We start from the raw sequence: 23,321 nt of genomic DNA, 5'->3' as shown, positions 1-23,321 counted from the left end.
CCCTTTCTCCTTAATAACAGGTCTTAATCAGAATAAACAATGCATAAAGAAGCATTATTCCCATGATTGCAGATACCTTTATTGTAAAATGATTTATGTTATGTTTTATTTTATCACTGACTAATGCGATAAATGGAAGAATTATAAGAATAATAAAATATCTTCCCTGTACTCCTCCCACAACAGCAGCCCCTACCGGGTTTGCATAACCATCAGCAATATACAGTCCGAGCATCACTGCCACTGCTGTAATTATAAAAGTAACGATTAGTAATACCCTCTGTCTTACTTTTATTTTTCCATCCATACTCTGACCATCCAGCATTCCAACTGTAGTCAGAAAACACGGTGCAATAATCATAAGCATACTAAGCGGATAATTCAGGCTTCCCAGTATATTAAGCTGATGCAAATATTCATTTGTTTGTACCAAAACAGTAGAGAATATTACCTTTACACCCACCAGCGGATTAGCCATCAGATACTGTAACTGTGTCATATCACTGGATGCTCCACCAACTGCCTGAAGCCCACTAATTCCCGTTGAAACCCGAGACATGATATAAATGCATAAAATAGCAAATGGTATCAAGGTTATTGCAAATGCTTTCCAATACTTTCGGTTACTTTCAAATTTATTCTTTGGAATCAAAAATACCAACAATCCCATACATGCATAAACATATTTACACAAGAACATTCCAAGTAACAAAAAGCCCAGCAGTAACGTATGTTTCCATGACAACTTGACATTTTCATCAAAAGCATAATATAAACATAACGCAATAAATAAGAACCCAAATCCATTCAGTACCGCATCCTGCGAAAGCGAAGCTGCCTGATATATACTTAAAGGCATTACTGCCAGCATTGCAAGTAAATTCTTATAGCAGGGAATAAAACGAATTGCAAAAAATCCAAGCATAACATAAGTTAACAGGTTAAACAGTCTTCCCATCAAAATGACACCATAGATACTTAAATTCAATGCTCTTCCAATGAAAATTCCAAGTCCCTGTGGCCAATATACAATCGACGTCACACTTTCATAATATGTCATTTCAACCTTAACATTTGAAAATTTATGAGTTTTTAAATAATTTACATATTCACTTCCTTCACTTCCATCCGGTGTTATCTGCCGATATGAAATATCACTCACATTCTCAGGAACATTTATCACACCATCCCCATGGGAAAAATTACCAAAAGAGCCCAGTATATTTCCATAAGAAACATCCATTGCCTTATAAAAATGCGATGGACCATCACATTCCTGAAACGGCGGATTAATTAACGCCATTGCAATTCCCATTACTGTTGCTAAAATAACAAATATATACTCCGGACGTTCTAACCGTTTCGGCAACACACAAATACCAACAACTACAGCTGCTCCTAATCCGAATAAAACAAAAAATGCTAGATTTAATCCTCCGCCGTAAATAACAGACATCCGAAGTCTTGTTCCTGACTCCTGATTATTTACTGCCATATCGGATTCATAATCCCCTTTCAGTACACAGTAATTCACCTCATCAACAGGAGTTTCTTCCTGCAGCGTAAGATATACTTTCTGTTTTCCACTCACCTCACCAGATGAAAATGAAAAACTTATTACCGACTCTTCCCCCCTGGAATCCGGTAAATCGGTCTGTGCGCTAGCTAGTAATTCATTTGTATCTGCATTATAAAGTCCTGCATCTATAACAACATTCTGACCTGAATCATTTGTCATTAAAAGTGCAATCGACTGCACACTCTCTTTTATTTCAAAATACTGTGTAACAATCGTCTCTTCAGCTGGAATTACATCATTCTCTCCACTTCTATCATTATAATTATCCTGTCTTGATTCATAAAATACGTTTCTATGTTTTACCATCAAAACTGAAATTATTAAAAATACACCAATTGCGATCCAATATTTAACCGGAATTTTTTTTATTTTCTCTTTCATTTCTGCTTACCCACACCTCGTTTTCTATCTTTTAAATGCAATATCAGACATACTCCAGCTAAAACAATGATTCCAAGTACACTTCCTATAATACCTTCCTTTAACCTTGGAATATGATATACCGCCTGCACATTATGAACTCCAGGTTTCAGTCTTACTGCAGTAAATCCATAATCACCATTTATGATTGTTTCTTTTTCCTCATCTACATAGATTTCCCAGCCTTCCTGATCTGGAATAGTCAAAAGCAGAAATCCTTCCTTCTCATTCGAAACAGTACCTTCAAGTGAAGAACCGTCTACTTTAAAATCTCCAATGTCCGTCTGTCCAGGTTCTTCCTTTGATAACATATCCTGTCTGTCCCTGACAATCAAGGTATCCCCTAAAAGTTTTCGGCGACTTCCTTCATCCATTTTTTCACATTCTTCCTGTGAAATAGTTTTTTCATAAAAAGAAGCAACTGAATCTGCATATATATTTTGATATATATATACCTCCCCTATTTTATGTACATATTGGCACCAGGAATAATCAATTTCAGATGTACTTAAAATATATTTTAAATTAATCAACCGCATCGGATAAATCTCTGTTTCATCTGTCACAATAAATGCCCTTTGAGCATCTGTCACCTTCTGGCTACTGTACAGATTTGTATAAAAAGATGACAAATTGCGATTTATGGTACTATTATAATCAGTTATAGCAGAATATCCGGCTATCAACGAATCTCCATACGTTGAAGAAAATGAGTATGTCTTCTCCACGCGGTAAAAAGAATCATCTTTCTCCTTTAAATATTTCAATGCATCTATCGTATCATTTCCCATCCCTTTATCAGAATAAATTATTTTTTCTCCCGAAGCATAAGCCGTTACCCGCTCATTATTGGTAATATAATTTTCCCTTCCCACAGAAATAATCAGACATATTCCAAGGAAAACTTCTACTATCCCCCATATCTTTTTTGTTCTGCAAAAATATCCAATTCCAAGCAATCCTGCAAAGATCAGGCACAAAACAATAAGCTGTCCATCATATTTTATCACTTCACCAGACGCTCTCCGATCGGTCTGTAACAGCACTCCAACACTTGCCGCCAGCCCCAATGCCAATCCAAAAATACTGATTTTTTTTCTTACAATCAGACTTTCCCATTCTGTTGCTACCAGCAATGCTGCTACCGGCATGATTACAAAAGTATATCTTGCCTGCACATATGCAAATCCATTAAACGCAATGGCAAATCCCGGATTATACAAAATAAATACGCCTACCATTGTCACAAAGATTCCATATACCAGCTGTTTTGTATTTTTGCACTCTCTTATTTTACGTACAAGAAATTGTCCCAGAAATATAAATATAAATACAGTAAGGCAGACATTTGGCATCTCATAATAATTTCCCCAACCCGTTGCATGCTCTAACTGGTTAATGCAAAAAGTATTATTTGATATAAGACGACCCGTTGTTTCTATATTGGCATCCATTGTATAAGTAGAAAACAGACCACTTAAAAACTTTGTAATTGCAGACTCACTGGAATCCAGCCTTGTCGAACTGGAAGTCAGGTAAGATGCTGCCGGCAATAATGTCACCGCATCCATAAATACGCCACATATAATTGTTCCAAAGACTGTTGCCGCACGTTTTAATCTGTCTTTCCATTGCCAGTCCAGCTCCGGATTAATCAGCCTGAGTACACAGTATATTGCAGCAAATGCAAGTGCCATATATGTATTATAATAACTGTATAATGTCGATGCTGCGACTGCGACTCCCAATCCCGCAATATATTTTACTTTGACTTCCCGTAACAGTTTCTCCAGGAAAATCAAAATTATTATCTGGTATACACAAATTGTTCCCAGCAAATAATGTTGTCCCCATAACATCAGATAACCATTAAATGCATAAAGATATCCGCCAACACATGCTGCTTTTTCTGAAACATGAAACATTTTCAAAAAATAACGGCATAAAAGTGCCGATAAAACAATCTTCAATATCTGCGCTACTACAAGCAGTCTTCTTACCTTTGAGATTCCACCGATTACTCCACCTAATATTACAAACAATCCAAATGGATCCAACGTCTGTGAAATATTGTTCATCAGACTTGTTCCCAAACCATAATCCCAGTTCCAGATACCAAATGTTCCTTCCTGTATTCTTCTTACACAGTTCATGTAATATGGATAATACTGCTGGATGGTATCTGAGCCAATATCCGCAAAGATAAAAAGTCTGTCACCAAATATATAATCATGAAAAATATATAATACGGTGATACCAACCACAAAAAGAAATACTGTAATGGAAGCAGTTTTTTTTAGTTTTGTTCTATCTTCCGAAATATATTCCACACCTTTTACCAGTACTCCAACCAGCAATAATACAATTGCTATTTTAAAAATAGCCTTCTTATGAATTCGTACATACACTTCAAATGGATTTCGATAAGAGATTTGGTTAATATTATAATGCAGTCCCTGTACATCTGAAATCAATAGTTTAATATACTTTGTTCCTTTTTCCACCTGAATTGGATTATGCCCCAGCTGATAAGTATATGTTGCTGGATCACTATTAAATTCTTTTGTTTCTGACTGCCAGATAAAACCTGTAATTTTCTGATTCAGTTGATTCATTTCAACATCCAAGAGTTTATCTGCATTTACCGGAATAATAAAGAAACTGTCTTCCCCCGTAATATATCCATCCTCATCCTGGATTAAATCATTAGCAGAGCTTTTTATTTCTTCAAGATTTTGTTTTTCCTGCTGGAAAGTAAAATATATTTTCCAGTTGTCAAATCCCCGTTCTCCAACCGTTCCCACCAGAACCAGCCCTGCAAGAATCAGAACCAGTTCTGCAAGCAATACTGCTGCATTTTTTAACCATTTCTTCCTATCGATTTGAATCTGCATCTTCCTTCTCCTCATTCAGCATCTGGCGCACCACATAAAGGGGTCTTTGTTTTGACTGCATAAAAATATTTCCTACATAAATGCCTACCAGACCGACTACCATAATAATAATTCCTCCGATGAGACAGTTGGTTGCTACGATACTGGTCCAGCCTGCTGCCACATGACCGGTAAAATAATAGATAATCAGTCCGATAATCACCAGTGCTGAAATGATGGACATCAAAAAGCCGAAGCCCATGGTGAATTTTAGAAGCTTATCTGACTGGGAGGTTAAAATCTCTCCTGCCATCTTAAAACGTTTCTTCATGTTATAAGAGGATTTTCCCTCAAAACGGGAATCGTGTTCCACATCAATTGCTGTCTGTTTAAAGCCAAGCCATTTCACATAAATAACAAAAGCACGGTGCATTTCCCGCATTTTGCAATAATTATCAATTACCACACGTTTGCTGATACTGAAATTACAGATTGCCGGGTCATAGTGTCCATCCGATGCAAAGGAATAAATCTTATAGAATATTTTAGATACCAATACCTTTAAGAAAGAATCTTTTCTATGTACTCTTCTGGCAAAGACCACATCATAACCTTCCTGAGCCTTGCGATAAAGATTCGGGATTTCTTCCGGTCTGTCCTGTAAATCACAGTCCATCACCACTACCCAGTCTCCTTTTGAGGCATCCAGTCCTGCAGTTATTGCCATAATCTGTCCGAAATTCCGGGATAATTCAATCCCCTTTACACGGCTGTCCTCCTTACAGATTTCTTCGATTACTTCCCACGAATTCTGCGGGCAGGCATCATTTACCAGAATAATTTCAAAATCATCAGTGATGGTACTTACCGATTCCACCAGACGTCTATGCAATTCATGCAGTGCTGCCCGGCATCCATAGACCGGAACTACAACTGATATATCCATTTTCATACCCTCCTATAGGTAAAACACGATAATGCCAAGCAGTATCAGTGCATTTCCAAATACTTTACGTTTTGTAATCGGCTCTTTAAAAAAGAAAAAGCTTAAAATCATAATTAAGATATAGCCCAGGGATTCAATGACCGGGCCATTCTTATATTCAATTCCATGATATGCCAGAATCGTCAATACGGTAGTTCCTACCATCATGGCATATCCGATGATGACATATGGATTTAAGTATTCCTTTATTACATTATCATATTTTTTTGCAGCACTTTTCTTTAACAAAATCTGCGAAAAGGAAGCTACTACTACGGATGCCACCAGAAAAAGCCAGTATATCATCTTTTAACCCTCCTTATTCACAATCATGGTGCCGGCAATTACCAGAAGGACACCAATAATATTCTGTACCGAAATATGTTCTCCAAAAATCAGTGCTGCCCAGATCATAGACCACAAAATCGCAATGCTCCGGTTTGCATATGCTACCGACAAATCAACCCTTTTGATAATCTGCTGCCAGAAAATGGCATACAATCCAAGGATGCAGATTTCCACTCCGTAACACAGAATAAATCCCATGGATAAAAACTCATATCCTGCTGCAAACTTCGCTGCCACACCGGATAATGTGTATATCATAATTACCAGCTGCAGTAAAATCAGCAGTATCCACTTTTTCTTTCCTTCTACTTTACTCATCGTTCCAACCAATCCTTAATCTCTGCCTGATTTTTTCCAGCCAGAATGTAATAACCAAAACGGCTTCCACTGTCTACTACCTGATGTTCCCCTACCGGTTCCATTTCACTTACCATCTGAAGCAATTCCGGACTTTTGCTCTTAATCTCTTCCAAAACATCCAGATCCTTCTTTGTAAACACAAAGCGGATTCCCGCACACATCGGCTCATGTGCCGGTGTCAGTTCCGGTTCCTGTCCCAAAGCAGTCTCAATTACCATGCGGACAAAGTCATATCCGGAAGATAAATATACCAGATGGGAGCCAATACAGTCGCCACCCATACGGGAACCAATTTCAATGATTCTTACATTGCCATCGGCATCCAGTTTAAATTCTGAATGAGAAGCGCCATTTTCAATCTCAAGAGCAGTAAGTGCCTTCGGAATAAATTCCTTCACCCGGTTCATTTCAATTTCAGAAAGCTCCGGTGGTTCCATATGTCCGGTCTCAATAAAATGAGGATATCCTGTGGTATATTTCTTTGTCACCGCCAGCACATGATGTCTGCCCTGATAAGAAATACATTCACAGCTATATTCATTGCCTTCGATATATTCTTCAATAATTGCCTTCTTTTCAAAAGAATTACGCACTGCCTCTTCTACTGCCGGAGCAATCTCTTCAAGACGTTCCACCCTCATAATACCGCGGCTTCCGGAACGGTCGGTCGGTTTTACAATCATTGGAAACTGCATAGATTCTACTGCTTTCGCATAATCATCCCCTTCACATACACTGACAAAGCCCGGTGTAGGCACACCATGTTTTGCGAAAGCTTCCCGCATGGCAAATTTATTGGTAGATATATAGATACAGTTGTCAGAATTATGTGGTAATCCCAGCTGCTCTGCCAGATACTGCACGGTAATATTGGCAAGATCAGATGCTATTGTTGCAACTGCATCCGGCTGAATCCTCCGGCATTCTTCTAAGATTGCTTCCTTTTCCACAATGCTGATGGGATAAAAATAATCTGCTGTCCGTTCTCCGATAGAGCCATCTTTCCATGCAAATACATGTGTCTCATATCCCATCTCTTTCGCCTTTAAAATGAGCGGATTCTGAAAAGAATTCGCTCCTATAATTACAATTTTCTTCATATTGCCATCCTCCCGGCACTTAACTTTCCTTGCGGCGGCTTGCGATGAACTTATCCCATCTTCCGCTTTCTAATTCTTTTTTATAATCTTCCATAATTGCACGATAAGAAAGATACTCCGGCACGAAACCGAAATCTTCCTTCGCCTTTGTCATATCAAACAAAAAGGATGGTGTATTATTTGGCTTGTCCGGGCGATAGACAATCTGAGACCCCTTACCCGGTCCAAATACATCAATAACGGTCTGCACCTGCTTCTCTAAAGTTAGTTCTGTACCGGATGTCATATTATAAAGACCATAGGTCTTATCACTGCGTAACGCCAGCACAAATGCTCTTGCAACATCCTTTACATAAATAATGTCTCTGGAAATCTGTGGGTCACCCCAGATTTCAATGTCTTTTCCAGCTTCTGCATTTTCGATAAAAGTCTGGATTCCCGTCTTATAATATTTGCCATTAACATAAATTTCTGAATGCGGGCCAACACCATATACCGGCGGCAGACGGAAAGAAGCGCACTGCATGCCATGCTGTTCATTATAATATTCCATTACATCATTGGCTGCATTCTTGGAAATCACATATATTGCATGGTCTCCTGTATACATGAAATCTCTCGGTTCTGTCTCCTTAAGTGCAACACCCTTTTTCCATGCATTTCTTACATCTGCATAGCTGCTGGTAGCGATCACTTTCTGAATGCCATTCTTGCGGCAGTACTCCAGCACATTTATCGTTCCTTCCACATTGATGCGAATATAATCTGCAGCATTCTCATCCTGTGCAATGTCCACCGGTGCATTTGCCGGAAGCAGACCTGCCAGTAAAATGACACCCTCTACACCTTCTGTCGGTAATTTGTCAAAATCTTCTTTTTTCGAAATATCCAATGACACACAGGTAACGCCTTTTGCTTCCAGTTCCTGCTTCATGATTGCATTTCTTCCAGTTGCCAGCACCTCATAACCTTCTTCCAAGAAGCGGTCTACGGTATACATTCCAATAAATCCTGTTGCCCCAATAACAATAACCATTTACTCTGTCCTCTTTCCTGTATTTTCATTTATCTCTCTTTGTAAAATGCATTAACCTTATCTATCACATAGTCTGCCTGTTCCAATGACAGATTATAATATAACGGCAGGCGGACCAGCCTCTCGCTTTCCCTCGTTGTATAACGGTCTTCTCCTGCAAACATACCATAGCGCCGGCCTGCCGGTGCTGTATGTAATGGAATATAATGAAATACAGCCTGTACCCCCTGTTCCTTTAAATAACTGATTAAAGCTGTTCTTTCCTCTAAATCCCTTGCTTTCAGATAAAACATATGTGCATTATGTGCGCAGCCCTCCGGTATCGTTGGGCGGACAATTTTACCCTCATCAGATAATTTTTCCAATCCATCCCAATAGCGGTTCCAGATAGACAGACGTTTTTCATTAATCTTATCCGCTGCTTCAAGCTGTGCATAAAGATATGCTGCATTTAACTCACTTGGCAGATAAGAAGAACCCGCTTCTACCCAGGTATACTTATCAATCTGTCCCCGGAAGAATTTGCTACGATTTGTTCCTTTCTCCCGGACAATTTCTGCATTCTCTACATTTTTCTCGTCCCGGATTAAAAGTGCTCCGCCTTCTCCCATACTGTAATTCTTTGTCTCATGGAAACTGTAACATCCGTAATCTCCCATGGTTCCAAGTGCCTTTCCCTTATAAAAAGACATCACACCCTGGGCGGCATCTTCAATTACCAGAAGATGATATTTCTCTGCAATTGCAAGAATCGTATCCATTTCACAGGATACTCCGGCATAATGTACCGGAACGATCGCTTTCGTCTTATCGGTAATCGCATGTTCAATCAGTTTTTCGTCTATATTCATGGTATCCGGACGGATATCCACAAACACCGCCTTAGCACCTCTTAAGACAAAGGCATCTGCTGTAGATACAAAGGTATATGCCGGCATGATCACTTCGTCTCCCGGCTGAATCCCGGATAAAATAGCTGCCAGTTCTGTTGCGTGGGTACAAGATGTTGTCAGTAATGCCTTTTTTGTCCCGGTATGTTCTTCCAGCCAAGCATTACATTTCTTTGTAAATTCTCCATCTCCACAAATCTTCTTGTTCTCTACCGCCTTACGGATATAATCCATGCTTTTTTCCATATAAGGTGGTTCATTGAAATTAATCATTTCTATGCCTCCGTTATATATTCATGATATTGCACCACTTTTTACAATACCAGACCATTTATGGTTCTCACTCTTTCAGTGAAAAATCTGCTTTATCCAGTGTCAGATTCGGATTATAATACGGATCCCCTTTTTCCAGAATATCTCCCCAGCGTTCTCCAAATAAAGCGATCTCCCGCTGGAATCTTGCCACTTTATCCGCAGAATCTTCCAGACCTCTTGATTTTGATTCATAATGGTAGAACTGTGCATATGGATTGTATACTACAAGATAACCTGCTTTTCTTACTTTCAGGCAGAAGTCAATATCATTGAAAGCTACTTTGTATTCTTCATCCAGTCCCCCGACTTCTTCATATACACTTTTTCGTACCATAAGACAGGCAGCTGTTACTGCTGATAAATCCTGCACACTTATGCTCCTGGAAAAATATCCATTGTCTTCTTTGTCCTGTCCGATAAATGCATGACCTGCAATACCGCCAAATCCAACGATAACACCTGCATGCTGTATGGTATTATCTTCATATAATAATTTTGCTCCGGCGATTCCTACATCCGGGCGCATACATACATCCAGCATTTCCTTGATGCTGTCTGGTTCGATTATCTCCGTATCATTGTTCAGAAGAAGGATATATTCTCCCTTTGCCTGCGCCACACCGAAGTTATTGATCTTCGAATAATTAAAGTCTCCTTTGTAATATAAGACAGTTACATTATCTCTTGTCTCTATCTCTTTATAATAAGCAAAGGTCTCTTCTTCTGTACTGTTATTCTCTACAATGATAAATTCAAAATTCCGGTAGGTGGATTTCTCTTCGATGGAATCCATACATTTTCTCAAGTCTGCCACATGGTCTTTATTCGGAATGATAATCGAAAGCAATGGTTCTTCTTTCCATTGATAACGGGTATGATACATTCCATAAAAAGGTCCTCTTTCTACTTCTGCTGGAATTCCAATTCTGTCATAATGTGCTTTTACCGCCTTGCATCCATTAGTAAATGCATACAGCTTGCTTTCCGGATTCTCTGAAGTTGACTGGGAATGACATCTCCAATGATACAGCACTCTTGGAATATGGGCAATATGTTCTGCTGCCTCGGTACAACGCAGTATAAAATCATGATCCTGTGCGCCATCATATTCACTCTGAAAGAAACCTGCTTTCTCCAGAATCGTCTTATGGAATACGAATAAATGGCAGATATAATTCATGGTACATAATAAATCAATATTAAAATCAGATTTAAAATGTGGTTCAAAATAGTGTCTGCCATTCATGTCCACCTTATCTTCATCCGAATAAATAACGTCTGTCTGCGGCTCTTTCTGTATTGCTTTCGCACACTGATATAATGCTTCCGGTGAAAGCAGATCATCATGGTCTGTCAATACAATAAAATCTCCATTCGCCATTTTCAGTGCTTCATTGGTATTACCGGCAATTCCTTCATTGCTTTCCAATAAAATATATTTTATACGCTTATCCTCTTTTGCATATATATCTACAGTTTCTTTCAGGGATTTTTCTTTTCCGCTTCCATCTGCAAGACACAGTTCCCAGTTGGTATATGTCTGCGCCTGTACCGACTCTATCATTTCACGCAGAAATTTTTCTTTGGTGCAGTATAATGGAACAACAACTGAAAACAATGGTCCATCTTTTATTACATCCTGTCTCTGCCGCTCCAGTTCATTTTCGTCTACTCCATATTTCTTCAGAAATTCCTCGTAATTCATCGTGTCCTTTTTGCCCTTTAACTTATAGAACACCTTACGCACCATTTTCCGGAAGCCATAATGTTTCCAATACGCAATCGCTTTTCTCACATAGCCGGAACCAGTCTGTTTTTCTTCTCCCTGGCGGACTTTTTCCAATAATATTTCAAACCGTTTCTGCTTATCTGCTGCTTTCAGTATAAGTACCAGTCTCTTTCCTCCCTGATCCGGTACAAAGATTTCATAACCACAATTTATACTGTCTGAAAGTTCTCCAAAAACATCTACTACATCTTTACGATATTTCCACTGTACTTCAAATGGTACACTTTTTTTATCGATAAAAACTTCACATTTGGTTGTATCCCCTGCTGCACTCCATCCGGTCAGAACAATTTTATCCTCTTCTAAACGTTCCATCTCCAGATTGCTTTCCAGCTGGCTGCATATGCTCTGATATAATTTCCCATCTGCCCGGAAAGACAACGCTTCCTCACTGCCCTTGCAGCTGTATACCCGGATTTCTGTAACCGGTTCTTCCGGTATTCCAAATTCTCCTGTAACTTCTTCTCCTACATTCATCTGGTAATGCAGATATCTTCTTCTGACATCCACACTTTTCTCTATTGTTATCTCTACTGGAATTTCCTTTTTATTTACATATACTTTAATCGTTCTTCCTTCCGGATTATCTTCTGGAAAGAAACCACGAAAAACCATTCGATTCTGTTTCGTCAGATGCATTCTCATGCTCTCTGTCACGAAATCATAATTTATCATATTCTTAAGTATTCCTCCTTAGAAAACATAGTTATCTATATTGTATCAAAAAGAATCCGGATGGTCAAATAATGACCATCCGGATTCCAGTCTTTTTTCCAGTATTTTCTGATTTTTCAATTATTGGAAACTTCCAAGATAATGTCCGTCTGTTGTATCCATATTATAATAGTAGACACCATCTGTGATCAATCCGCGGGCTACCATTCCATTCCAGTGGTAGAATACAATTCTTCCCCATGGATCATAGGAGAACTGATTCGTTTTTAATGTTCCATCTGCATTTGCATATCCATAATCCATGCCATTTGCGAACTGGAACCATCCACTATTCTCCATTTTACCATTTGCATTCAGATAATATGTCTTATTGCCAACAAAAGTAATCTGGTCCTTATAAATATATCCCAGTGAATCAAAGTAACAGGTATATCCTACTTTGGAGCAATAATAGAAATCCATAAATACTTCGTGTCCCTTTTCATCGAAACAGATAATATGTGTTCCATCCGGATGATAAGTCAGATTGTCTTTCATTGCTGTTCCATCTGCCTGGATATAATAAGTAAAATATCCGTCAAATATAAACTGATTGTAAATAGGTGTTCCATCCGGATAATATGCATGTATTGTTCCATCTGCATCTGTCTTAAAACGGTTGCCGGTATACTGGCAATTCGTTACTGCCATATTACTGCCTGATGTATTTGCAATCTGGTCTGAAGAATAATTTACATTATCATCTACATAGCCTCTGTTATAGCAGTTTTCTACATATACATAGCTGCCAGTCCCATCCTCAGTTCCAAAATTATTCATGGCACCGCCAATTCCGCCTAAAACATCTATATTGACATTGCTCCTGCCGTTTTCACTATAAATACTTCCTGAGTTACCACATCCTTTTACATATATCGTTCCAGTTTTGGAAATTACAGCACCGCCAAATACGCCTCCAACAGAGGAACTTCCTGATTTCTTTGCAGTAATGTTTCCACTGTTTCCGCAGCCTTCTACAACAATATTATCTCCACCCGAAGAAATTTCCACACCATTCTGCATATAGGAATTTCCACGGTTAATATTTCCAATCACTCCTCCCAGGCTACCTGTACCGGAAATATTTCCTGTATTTGTACAATTCTTAATCAATGATGTACTATTGTCACCTTTTCTTGCTGTTTCACCAATGACACCGCCAATTGTAGCGGCTCCGTTTCCGGCATCTCCGGAAATATCTCCTGAATTTTTACAGTTTTCTACACTAAACTGGGTATTTCCGCCAAATCTTGTTTCATCGCCAATGATTCCGCCTGCATAAACATGACAATTACTGGTTGTAAAGCTGATTGCTCCGGTATTTTCACAATCCACCACATTTGTTCCACCATTCAGCCCTATAATACCGCCCACTTCCGCAATATTTCCGGAAATATATCCTTCATTCTTACAACGGTAAATGTCACCTACATTAGTTGCTGCAACTCCGCCAACACGGATATTAGCGCTTCCACCAGAGGTAATATTCACCTTGCTGACACAGTCCTCAACGGTTCCTGCATTATATGCTGTAATTCCAGCAACATCAATAAAGGACGCACTGTTTACCTGCAGATTGCCCACTACAGTAAGATTACTGATTCGTCCCAAGTTATAGGAAAACAGGGACTTGTCTCCAGTGATTCCATATATGATATGTCCATTTCCATTAAATGTTCCTTGCAGCTGCATACCTGCAATGTTCCCCATATATGCGCTGATATCAATATCATTCATGAGAACATAATTGTCTCCCATTGATGTATCTGCATGATTCACCAGGTCTGCTGCCGTATAAATATAAACAGTTCCGCTTGCATAGTTCTGGGACACCACCGTCTCTTCATCCATTGTCTGCGCATATGCAGTCTCATTTATTCCTGTCGTAAATAATGTCACCATTGCTGTCATTGTTAAAAATGTAACCAGTTTTCTTTTCATCCAAAATCTCCTCTTATTTACTGGAAACTTCCAAGATAATGTCCGTCTGTTGCATCCATATTATAATAATATACACCATCTGTAATTAATCCACGGGCTACCATTCCATTCCAGTGATAGAATACAATTCTTCCCCATGGATCATAAGAAAATCCATCACATTTCAAAGTTCCATCCGTATTCGCATATCCAAAATCCCTGCCATTTGCGAACCGGAACCAGCCACTGTTCTCCATCTTTCCATTTGCATTCAGATAAAATACTTTATCGCCAACAAAGGTAATCTGATCTTTATAAATATATCCCTGGGAATCAAAATAGCAGGTATATCCCACACTTGGACAGTACTGGAAATTATTAAACACCTCATGTCCTTCTGTATCCAGATAAATAATATGTTCTCCATCCGGATGATAAGTCAGACGGTCTTTCATCGGTGTTCCATCTGCCTGCATATAATAGGTATAACTTCCGTCAAATACAAATTTATTGGTAATCAGTTTTCCTTTTTCATCATAGCTGCGGATATTTCCATCTACTTCACGATAAAAACTGATTCCATTATAAGAGGACACTTTTCCGATATAATCTGAATTACATGCCGGTCTGTATGCACTCAGACAACTTTCCACTTCATGATATCCCTCATTTATTGTAGCATCTGATTTGCAAAAATAATTATAATACCAGCTATTGTCTGAATCAGAATCATCCCAGGTACAATCTACAACATACCAGTTATTATCCAGCTTCACTTCGTTCCATTCATGATATGGACTGGTTACACAGATTGCAGATATGCCTGCTGCATTGCATAACAGGGAAAAGAGCTGTGCATAGCCTGCGCATACTGAGTTTCCCGTCAGTACTGCTGTTCCGCTGCTCTGATGCTTTTCCTGATTGCTGGAATCATTATCATATACGATGTTCGCACATACAATATCATGTGCTTTTTTAATTTTAAAGTAATCTGAGGATTCTGCATTAATCTCATTTATCCAGTTATTCACTTTTGCATTAAACTGGGCAGTATATTTTGCACGTACATATCCTTTCTGATAATCCGGATAAATTGCCAGTGCCACATATTGTTTTGAGCCCTGATATCCTTTAAAAGCGGATGTACCACGGACAAAATAATACTGCGGGTTTGAAAGCGTAAATATCCAAACAACTTCCCACAAATCATCTGTTGACATGCCTGTGCATTCTATGTAGTCTGTCCTTGCATAAGAAGAACCATCTACTACCGCATCCTCCTGTGTATCCAGATACTGTTCACATTCATACTGCATACTATTATATAATGTTCTCTTTTCATAAGATAACTGATTATAGTAATAGCTGGAACTGTAATCAGTACCAGAAGCACTATATGTCTTTGCCCTATATTCCTGGTCCTCTAATGAAATCGCATCAGCTACATCTTCCTCTGTCAGGGTGACTTCCATCAGTCCTGCAGGAAGATATCCTGTTTTTTCACTTAAATCTGTGTTTAAATTTTCTGCTTTTACATTCACCGGTAATAATTGCACTATCATTGCAGCAATTGCCAGCAACGCCATCCCTTTCTTCCATTTTTTCATTCGTTTTCCTCCTTCATTCTAATAGCTGTCTTTATTATATCAGCTTTATTACTATCCTTTCAATATAAAAAATGCTTTCTGACACATCAGAAAGCATTTTCTTACGCTTTTTATTCTTTTCTATTCTGATTACGGGCCTACATAAGCAACCGTCGCACCCCATACATCCAGCACCTGTCCATTATAGACTCTTACATCAACAGACTCTCCTGTATATGAAAATTCATGGCTGTTTGCAACACCATGTAAAAATGTAGAATCATTCCACACATTGTAGTAGCTTCTATAACTCGAACGGTCTGTTGCAGTAATACGATATACGCCTTCACCAAGATGAATACCAATCTTTGCATTCACACCGACATAGGAAAGGCTGATTGACTGGGAAGCAAGATTTGGCGTTGCGATTCCCTCATAAATGTATACTTCTTCACCTGGCACAGCAGTAAAAATCAGGTTCTGATCACTCCAGTCATCCCGGACAGATCCATTACTATTATAAATATTAAATGAAACACCATCGCCCTGATTTGCAAGGAAATATTCTCCTGCCGGCATATTTATACCAACAATATAGTAACCTGGTCCATACAGCGGATTGGTATTTCCATTGGAAAAGCTTCCAAGATAATGTCCATCTTCCGTTGACATACTATAGTAATTGTTACCATCTGCGATCAGTCCACGGGCTACCATTCCGTTCCAGTGATAATATACAACTCTTCCCCATGGATCATAACCAAATCCATAGCAATTCAAAGTACCATCACTATAAGCATATCCATAATCCACACCATTTGCGAATTGGAACCAACCACTATCCTCCATTTTACCATTTGCATTCAGATAATAGACATCACTATCCACAAAAGTAATCTGATCCTTGTAGATATACCCCTGAGAATCAAAATAGCAGGTATAACCGACACTTGGGCAATACTGGAAATTGCTGAATACTTCATGCCCCTGGGAATCAAAATAAATGATATGTACTCCATCCGGATGATAGGTCAGACGGTCTTTCATCGGTGTTCCATCTGCCTGTGCATAATAGGTATAGGTTCCATCAAAGACGAAATCATTGATTACCATTCTGCCATTGCTGTACAGATGTCCATCACTGCTCAATGTTCCTGTTGTGTATGCTTTGGCAGATGTCTTATTTACAGAAAATGCTGCAAGAATAATCCCCAGACATACCACAACCTTCATCAGTTGTTTCTTCATAAACTTCTTTCTCCATTTCTTGTTGCTCTATTGTTTTGGTTACAAATCAATTGTACCAGTTCTTTTTTCCCTTTTCAACCAATTCTTTTCAGAACTAATTTGGCAGCACATCTTCTATTGAGAATCCATCCAGGAAATGTCCATCATAGTAATCCATGTTATAAAGATATACTCCATCGGAAATTATGCCACGGGCTACGATTCCATTCCAGTTGTAGAAGACAACTCTTCCCCATGGATCATAAGAAAATCCATTATTCCGCAAGGTTCCATCTGTATCTGCAAATCCGCAGTCCTTACCGTTCGCGAAGTAGAACCAGCCGGAATCTTCCATCTTACCGTTTGCATTCAGATAATATGGCACACTATCTACAAATGTAATCTGATCTTTATAGATATAGCCCTGGGAATCAAAGTAACAGGTATATCCTACAGCTTCACAATACTGGAATTTATTAAAAACTTCATGACCATTCTCGTCAAAGTAAATAATATGTTCTCCATCCGGATGATAAGACAGACGGTCTTTCATCGGTGTTCCATCTGCCTGCGCATAATAAGTATAAGTTCCATCAAAGACAAAATCATTGATTACTTTTTGTCCTTCTGAATACAGATACTGCACTCCGTTCTCCGTCTTAAGTTCTCCCATTATGTGTGCGGTATGTGCCTCCGCCGTTATCTTATTACTGCCTGCCAATGTTACTGCCATGAGTCCCAGACACGCCGCAGTCTTCCAAAAATGTTTCTTCATAAATTGCTTTTTCATAAATTTTCTTCTCCTTTTACCTCATAAATTTTACCAGTATCTGTCTCCAATAAACATCTGTACCCAATAACAGTAGTATGGACCGGAACCATAATAATATCCTACTCCCAGTGCCGTATAACTTTCTTTCAGAATATTGGCTCTGTGTCCTGGTGAATTCATCCAGTCATTCACCACCTCCTGTGGGCTGCTCTGTCCTGCTGCAATATTCTCTCCGGCAGAACCATATCCATCTGTTACATACTCATCCAGTGCCGTAAAGCAGGATCTTCCATCCGGACGTATATGATTGAATACTGTGCTGATTTCACCTGCACGTACCTGTGCTGCCTGCTGCACCTGTTCGTTTAACTTTAATGGTGCAATGTTTCTGCTTAACCGTTCTTCATTGACAAGGTCAAGTACCTGGAGCTGATAGGTATCTGACGGTGCAACGCCTGCCGCTTTAAAACGTCCCAGGTAATGTCCATCCCCTTCATCCATGCTATAATACCATAATCCATCGGATATCAGACCTCTTGCAACCATTCCATTCCAGTGGTAAAAGACAACACGTCCCTGATTATCTTTTGCAAATTTATTATTTATTAAACATCCGTCAGATTCCGCATATCCATAATCTCTTCCATTCGCATACCGGAACCAGCCATTCTGCTCTAACGCCCCATTTGCATTTAAATAATATGGCTGTCCGTCCAGGTATGTTATCTGGTCTTTATACAGATAGCCCTGGGAATCAAAATAGCAGGTATATCCGACACTTGGGCAATACTGAAAATTATTAAATACTTCATGCCCATCTTCATCAAAATAAATAACGTGTTCCCCATCTGGATGATAGGTCAGACGATTCATCATTGGTGTTCCATCTGCCTGGGCATAATAGGTATACGAGCCATCAAATACAAAGTCATTGATTATTTTCTGATTGCCGGAATATAAATAATAGTTTCCATTCATATATTCCAAATTTCCTGTTGTAAATGCCTTTGCATCCATTTTGTTCATGCAGCATATCCCCAGTACCACTGCACAAAAAGTGATCATCTTCTGTAACGCTTTTTTCATTTCACTCTTTTTCCTTCATTTAATATTTAAACAGTTTTGCCATATAAAGATTAACAATATTATAGCCATAATTTTTAGCAGTCGCCCATCCTTTTCCATATGGGTTCTCCTGGATTCCAAGCCACTCTACATATGGTGCAGTTCCTCTCTTTACATATTGGAACCGTGAATCCACACATGGCTGGTTCAGACCAGCAGTTGATGCATAGGCCTTCAAGTGCTGTACCTGTGCCCGGATTCCTTCCCTTACACTGCCAAAGGAATTTCCCGGTGCTCCATTACCAGTTGCTCCTAATCCGGCAAAGTTATACTGGTTAATCTGTACATCCCCGCCATATCGTAAAAATCCGGTTTCCAGCATCGCCTGGCAGAATGCCACTTCTGCTTTCAGTCCTTCTGCCTGGCATTCTTCCAGATATATCTGGCAAAATGCTTCTATTGTCGGTGCATCGGAAGATGCATAGAATTCCGGATAAGCATTATTGGCATTATAATATGCAACCATCTGGGAAATATTGGTACTGGTCGTTCCCATGATCTCATATCTTGCCGTCACCTGATAAGCAATGCAATAGTTTTCTACTGTTCCGTCACTGGTTCTTGCTTCCACATATACCCAGTAATTACCAGAACCCGGATACCAGGATACCCAGTTACTTCCAGTCCAGTCTGTCAGTGTAGACCATGTGCTTGTACTCAAATCATATATCTGCCAACGAAAAGCCGGAGATGTGTCATTTGTATTATAGGATACTCCAAGATTAATAGCTGCTTTATCATTCACGCTACAAATTCCATTAATGGATATGTATTTATGATTATAATTTCTTGCTGCATTAAAACAGATTGTATATTCTTTCGTCACACCATCTGATGTCCGTGCTGTCACATGCATCCAGTAATTGCCTTTGTCCGGATACCAGGATACCCAGTTGCTTCCCGTCCAGTCTGCTACCAGATTCCACTCCTGCTTATCCAGGTTATATGCTTCCCATTTAAATGTCACATTGGAATCATCACTATCATAAGCAATTCCGACATCAATCCGGTCATCATAAATATTGTAGCACATTCCATTGAGGTTTAATGAATGATGGGAATAATCTTTCTGTGATGCAAAACACATAATCGTATTCTGTGTCGCACCATCCGGTGTCATTGCCTCTACATAGAGCCAGAAGTTGCCCTGTTCCGGTTTCCATGTTACCCAGTTGCTTCCCGTCCAGTCTGCCACCATGCTCCATTGCTGTTTATCCAAATTATATGCCTGCCATCTGAATTTCACATCTGATGCATTGCTGTCATACGCCACACCTACATCAATACCATTATCTCTCATGATATAACACATTCCATTCAGATCAAGATAATAGCCGGTATAATTATGTGTTGCTGCATAGGAAACTGTCTTCGTCGTACCATTTCCATTGCTGTCAATTGCTGCTACCTGTACCCAGTAATTACCAGCTTTTGGCTGCCATTCCACTTTAGATTCTGTTGTCCACTCAGAAATAACACCCCAGCACTGTGTTGCAAAATCATAATATAAATACCGATACTGTACTCCTTTTGTATCTGAGCACTGTGCTGATATTTCTACAGAGTTGTTTTTATCTTGAAAATTGATTTTGTTAATCTGAAAGCCCTGTTTTAAATTGTAATATTCTGCAATGCCTTGTGCATCTGCTACACCTAATTTTTTCAGTTTTTCATCTGATGATAAATAATTGCTTGCATCTGATGCATTTGATATAAAAGCATGTTCAACAAGTATTGCAGGAATTCCTTCTTTTTTACAATTACGAATAACCGAATGATAATCTCCATGGGAACCATCTGGATACATATATTCTTCATCTGGATCTTTACATTGATCTTCCTCTTTTATTCCTCTATTTTTTATTCCTAATGCTGTTAATTGTTTTATAACCTGAGAAGCAAGTTGTTTCCCCGTTTCACCAATAGATGCGTTATAATTTCTATTAGGATAATATATTTCAGCCCCATTCGGACTCGCACTTGTATTCGAATTAATATGTAAACTGACAAATATATCTGCATTTACACTCTTAGCATAAGTTGCTCTATCTTTTAATCCCACGTAACTATCTGATGTACGCGTCAGATATACTGTTACTCCTGCATATTTTTCCAATTCCTGTTTCGCATATTGAGCAATTTTAAGTGTAAGGTCTTTTTCCCTTAGTCCATTCCCTGATGCCCCCGGATCCGAACCACCATGTCCCGGATCCAGTACTACAACGATATTTCCATTGCTGCCATAAGTAGAGCGGGTAATTCCATCCTCAGACTGCTCCTGCTGCTGATTTTCAATTGCTGATGCAATAGAATCTTCGGATGTCTGATTACCATCCTCGTCAAAAGATACTACATCCATGTCAGATTCTACTGTGTCCTCATCTACCAGTTGTGCATCCGGCGTGGATTCCACATCACAGTTTACTCCATAAGATACATCCACTCCTGTTTCTGAAAGCACCTGTGTATAAACGATACCATCTACTGTAATTTCATAGCTATAAAGTGTATACACACCTGTCTGGTTTTCATCCTGATAATTTTCTGCAAACAGTATTGCATTTCCATCTATTTCAGATGCTTCTAAAGTATACTGTTCACCATCCTTATTCTGAACATACAACTTAGCAGACTCTATTACTGTTGTATCGTCACCCACACTCAGTACAATATTCTGCGTGTCGCCTATTTCTACCCTGTTTTTATCTACATATACATAATTAAGCAGTGGTACTTCTACCTGAATACCAGTTGTTTCTTCTGGCTGTCCAGTGCCCACCTGAACATCATTTGCATCTTCCGGCTGCTCAGTATCTAACTGAACATCATTTGCATCTTCCGGCTGCTCAGTATCTAACTGAACATCGGTTTTATCCTGCTGTTCCTGCTCCGTCTCAGCCTGTTGTACCGCAGTCTGTTGTTCTGTTTCTTTCGTTACATTTTCCTGCTGTTCTGTCTGGCTTTCTACTTCTGCTGCCAGGACTTTCTGCATCGGTGCTTCCCCGGCCAGCATCAGGACTGCCAGTAAACATGCTATTGCTCTTTTTAAAATTCTCTTCATTTTGTACATCTCTTCCTTACTCGTATCTATAATATTCCTTAAACCATGTTACAAATTTTCCCAGTCCTTCATCAATCGAAGTACTTGGTTTAAAATCAAAATCATGCATCAGATCACTTACATCTGCATAGGTCTGGTAAACATCTCCCGGCTGCATCGGCAGGAATTCTTTCTTCGCTTCCCTGCCTAAATGTTTCTCCAGTGTTTCAATATAATCCATTAATTTTTCCGGCTTATTGTTACCAATATTATAAACTTTATATCTGGCTCCGGTCCCTATCTCTGCTGGTGGATTTGGCAGAATATTGGTAATTCCTTTCACTATATCATCTATGTATGTGAAATCACGCATCATATCGCCATTATTGTAAATCTGGATGGTTTCACCTGCCATAATCTTCTTTGCAAATTTAAAATATGCCATATCTGGTCGTCCAAACGGACCATATACTGTAAAGAAACGTAAACCGGTTGCCGGTATTCCATATAATTTGCTATAGCAATGCGCCATCAGCTCATTCGATTTCTTGGTTGCTGCATAAAGGCTTACCGGATAATCTACTTTATCTTCTACTGAAAATGGCACTTTCTTATTCGCGCCATATACAGAACTGGATGATGCATATACCAGATGTTCTACCGGATAATGTCTGCAGCATTCCAGTATGTTATAAAAGCCAATCATATTGGATGAAATATATGCATCCGGATTATCAATGCTATATCTTACACCTGCCTGTGCGCCAAGATTTACTACGATATCAAAAGAATACTCCTGAAATAATTTTCCCAATGTTTCTTTATCTGCAAGATCACCCTTAATAAATGTATATCCTTCTCTTCCTTCCAAATCCTTTAATCTGTCATACTTTAACTGGACTTCATAATAATCATTCAGATTATCATATCCAATAACTGTACAATCATATTCTAATAATTGTTTACTCAGATGATAACCGATAAAGCCAGCTCCACCAGTAACAAGAATTATTTTTCCTTTTAATTCTTCTGTTCCTCTGCTCATTACACTTCCTCCATTAATTTATGCTTGTATTTCCAATCTTTTTCATTTTAACGCAAAATTTTCCATCTAACAAGAGCAGATGCAAAAACAGGCAGTAACAAAAGTTACCGCCTGCGCCATTATCTTCCAATTGAATAATACTCTACGCCGCACCTTTTCATTTCATCTGTATCATATAGATTTCTTCCTTCATATGT

General features: G+C 39.0%; 16 protein-coding genes. All 16 read right to left on the bottom strand.

The features are described from left to right. Positions 1-10: 10 nt before the first annotated feature. The 16 genes from DWY37_RS04410 to DWY37_RS04335 all read right to left on the bottom strand — a co-directional run bounded on the left by DWY37_RS04410 (position 11) and on the right by DWY37_RS04335 (position 23,124). Complete coding sequence (locus DWY37_RS04410) at positions 11-1,960, bottom strand: DUF2142 domain-containing protein (protein WP_117698689.1); 1,950 nt, start codon at positions 1,958-1,960, stop codon at positions 11-13. After that, positions 1,957-4,893, bottom strand: coding sequence for a YfhO family protein (locus tag DWY37_RS04405; protein ID WP_158575666.1), 2,937 nt, complete (start codon positions 4,891-4,893; stop codon positions 1,957-1,959). Before DWY37_RS04405 ends, DWY37_RS04410 begins: the two co-directional genes overlap by 4 nt. Further along, positions 4,874-5,818, bottom strand: coding sequence for a glycosyltransferase family 2 protein (locus tag DWY37_RS04400; RefSeq protein ID WP_118541898.1), 945 nt, complete (start codon positions 5,816-5,818; stop codon positions 4,874-4,876). The genes DWY37_RS04405 and DWY37_RS04400 overlap by 20 nt, the downstream gene beginning before the upstream one ends. Positions 5,819-5,830: 12 nt before the next feature. Further along, positions 5,831-6,163, bottom strand: coding sequence for an EamA family transporter (locus tag DWY37_RS04395; RefSeq protein ID WP_117698686.1), 333 nt, complete (start codon positions 6,161-6,163; stop codon positions 5,831-5,833). Between the two features lie 3 nt (positions 6,164-6,166). Further along, positions 6,167-6,523 carry a transporter gene (locus DWY37_RS04390; RefSeq protein ID WP_117698685.1) on the bottom strand — a complete coding sequence of 119 codons (357 nt, stop codon included), beginning with the start codon at positions 6,521-6,523 and terminating at the stop codon, positions 6,167-6,169. Next, positions 6,520-7,665, bottom strand: coding sequence for an ATP-grasp domain-containing protein (locus tag DWY37_RS04385; RefSeq protein ID WP_118541896.1), 1,146 nt, complete (start codon positions 7,663-7,665; stop codon positions 6,520-6,522). Before DWY37_RS04385 ends, DWY37_RS04390 begins: the two co-directional genes overlap by 4 nt. 19 nt (positions 7,666-7,684) lie before the next feature. Then, a complete protein-coding gene (locus DWY37_RS04380) occupies positions 7,685-8,701 on the bottom strand; it encodes an NAD-dependent epimerase/dehydratase family protein (RefSeq protein ID WP_118541894.1) in 1,017 nt (338 codons plus the stop codon). Between the two features lie 29 nt (positions 8,702-8,730). Then, positions 8,731-9,864, bottom strand: coding sequence for a dTDP-4-amino-4,6-dideoxygalactose transaminase (gene rffA, locus DWY37_RS04375; protein ID WP_118541892.1), 1,134 nt, complete (start codon positions 9,862-9,864; stop codon positions 8,731-8,733). Positions 9,865-9,931: 67 nt separating this feature from the next. Continuing rightward, on the bottom strand, positions 9,932-12,370 hold the full coding sequence (locus DWY37_RS04370; RefSeq protein WP_243092087.1) for a glycosyltransferase family 2 protein: 2,439 nt from the start codon (positions 12,368-12,370) through the stop codon (positions 9,932-9,934). A gap of 120 nt (positions 12,371-12,490) precedes the next feature. Further along, positions 12,491-14,350 carry a hypothetical protein gene (locus DWY37_RS04365; protein ID WP_118541890.1) on the bottom strand — a complete coding sequence of 620 codons (1,860 nt, stop codon included), beginning with the start codon at positions 14,348-14,350 and terminating at the stop codon, positions 12,491-12,493. A gap of 17 nt (positions 14,351-14,367) precedes the next feature. Next, on the bottom strand, positions 14,368-15,936 hold the full coding sequence (locus DWY37_RS04360) for a transglutaminase domain-containing protein (RefSeq protein ID WP_117946410.1): 1,569 nt from the start codon (positions 15,934-15,936) through the stop codon (positions 14,368-14,370). 129 nt (positions 15,937-16,065) lie between these two features. After that, positions 16,066-17,163, bottom strand: a complete 1,098-nt coding sequence (locus tag DWY37_RS04355; protein ID WP_118541888.1) for a hypothetical protein — start codon at positions 17,161-17,163, stop codon at positions 16,066-16,068. 94 nt (positions 17,164-17,257) lie between these two features. After that, entirely contained in the window at positions 17,258-17,932 is a 675-nt protein-coding gene (locus DWY37_RS04350; protein WP_118541886.1) for a hypothetical protein, read from the bottom strand. Between the two features lie 30 nt (positions 17,933-17,962). Further along, complete coding sequence (locus DWY37_RS04345; RefSeq protein ID WP_118544444.1) at positions 17,963-19,000, bottom strand: CAP domain-containing protein; 1,038 nt, start codon at positions 18,998-19,000, stop codon at positions 17,963-17,965. A gap of 19 nt (positions 19,001-19,019) precedes the next feature. Further along, complete coding sequence (locus DWY37_RS04340) at positions 19,020-22,100, bottom strand: N-acetylmuramoyl-L-alanine amidase (RefSeq protein WP_158575664.1); 3,081 nt, start codon at positions 22,098-22,100, stop codon at positions 19,020-19,022. A 16-nt stretch (positions 22,101-22,116) separates the two neighbouring features. After that, a complete protein-coding gene (locus DWY37_RS04335; protein WP_118173012.1) occupies positions 22,117-23,124 on the bottom strand; it encodes an NAD-dependent epimerase in 1,008 nt (335 codons plus the stop codon). Between the last annotated feature and the right edge of the window lie 197 nt (positions 23,125-23,321).

The sequence above is a fragment of the Roseburia sp. AF25-13LB genome, assembly GCF_003478915.1.
In the GTDB taxonomy this organism is placed as follows: domain Bacteria; phylum Bacillota; class Clostridia; order Lachnospirales; family Lachnospiraceae; genus Roseburia_C; species Roseburia_C amylophila.
Note: the sequence above shows the minus strand (reverse complement) of the source record. Positions and strands in the feature narration are given on the sequence as shown.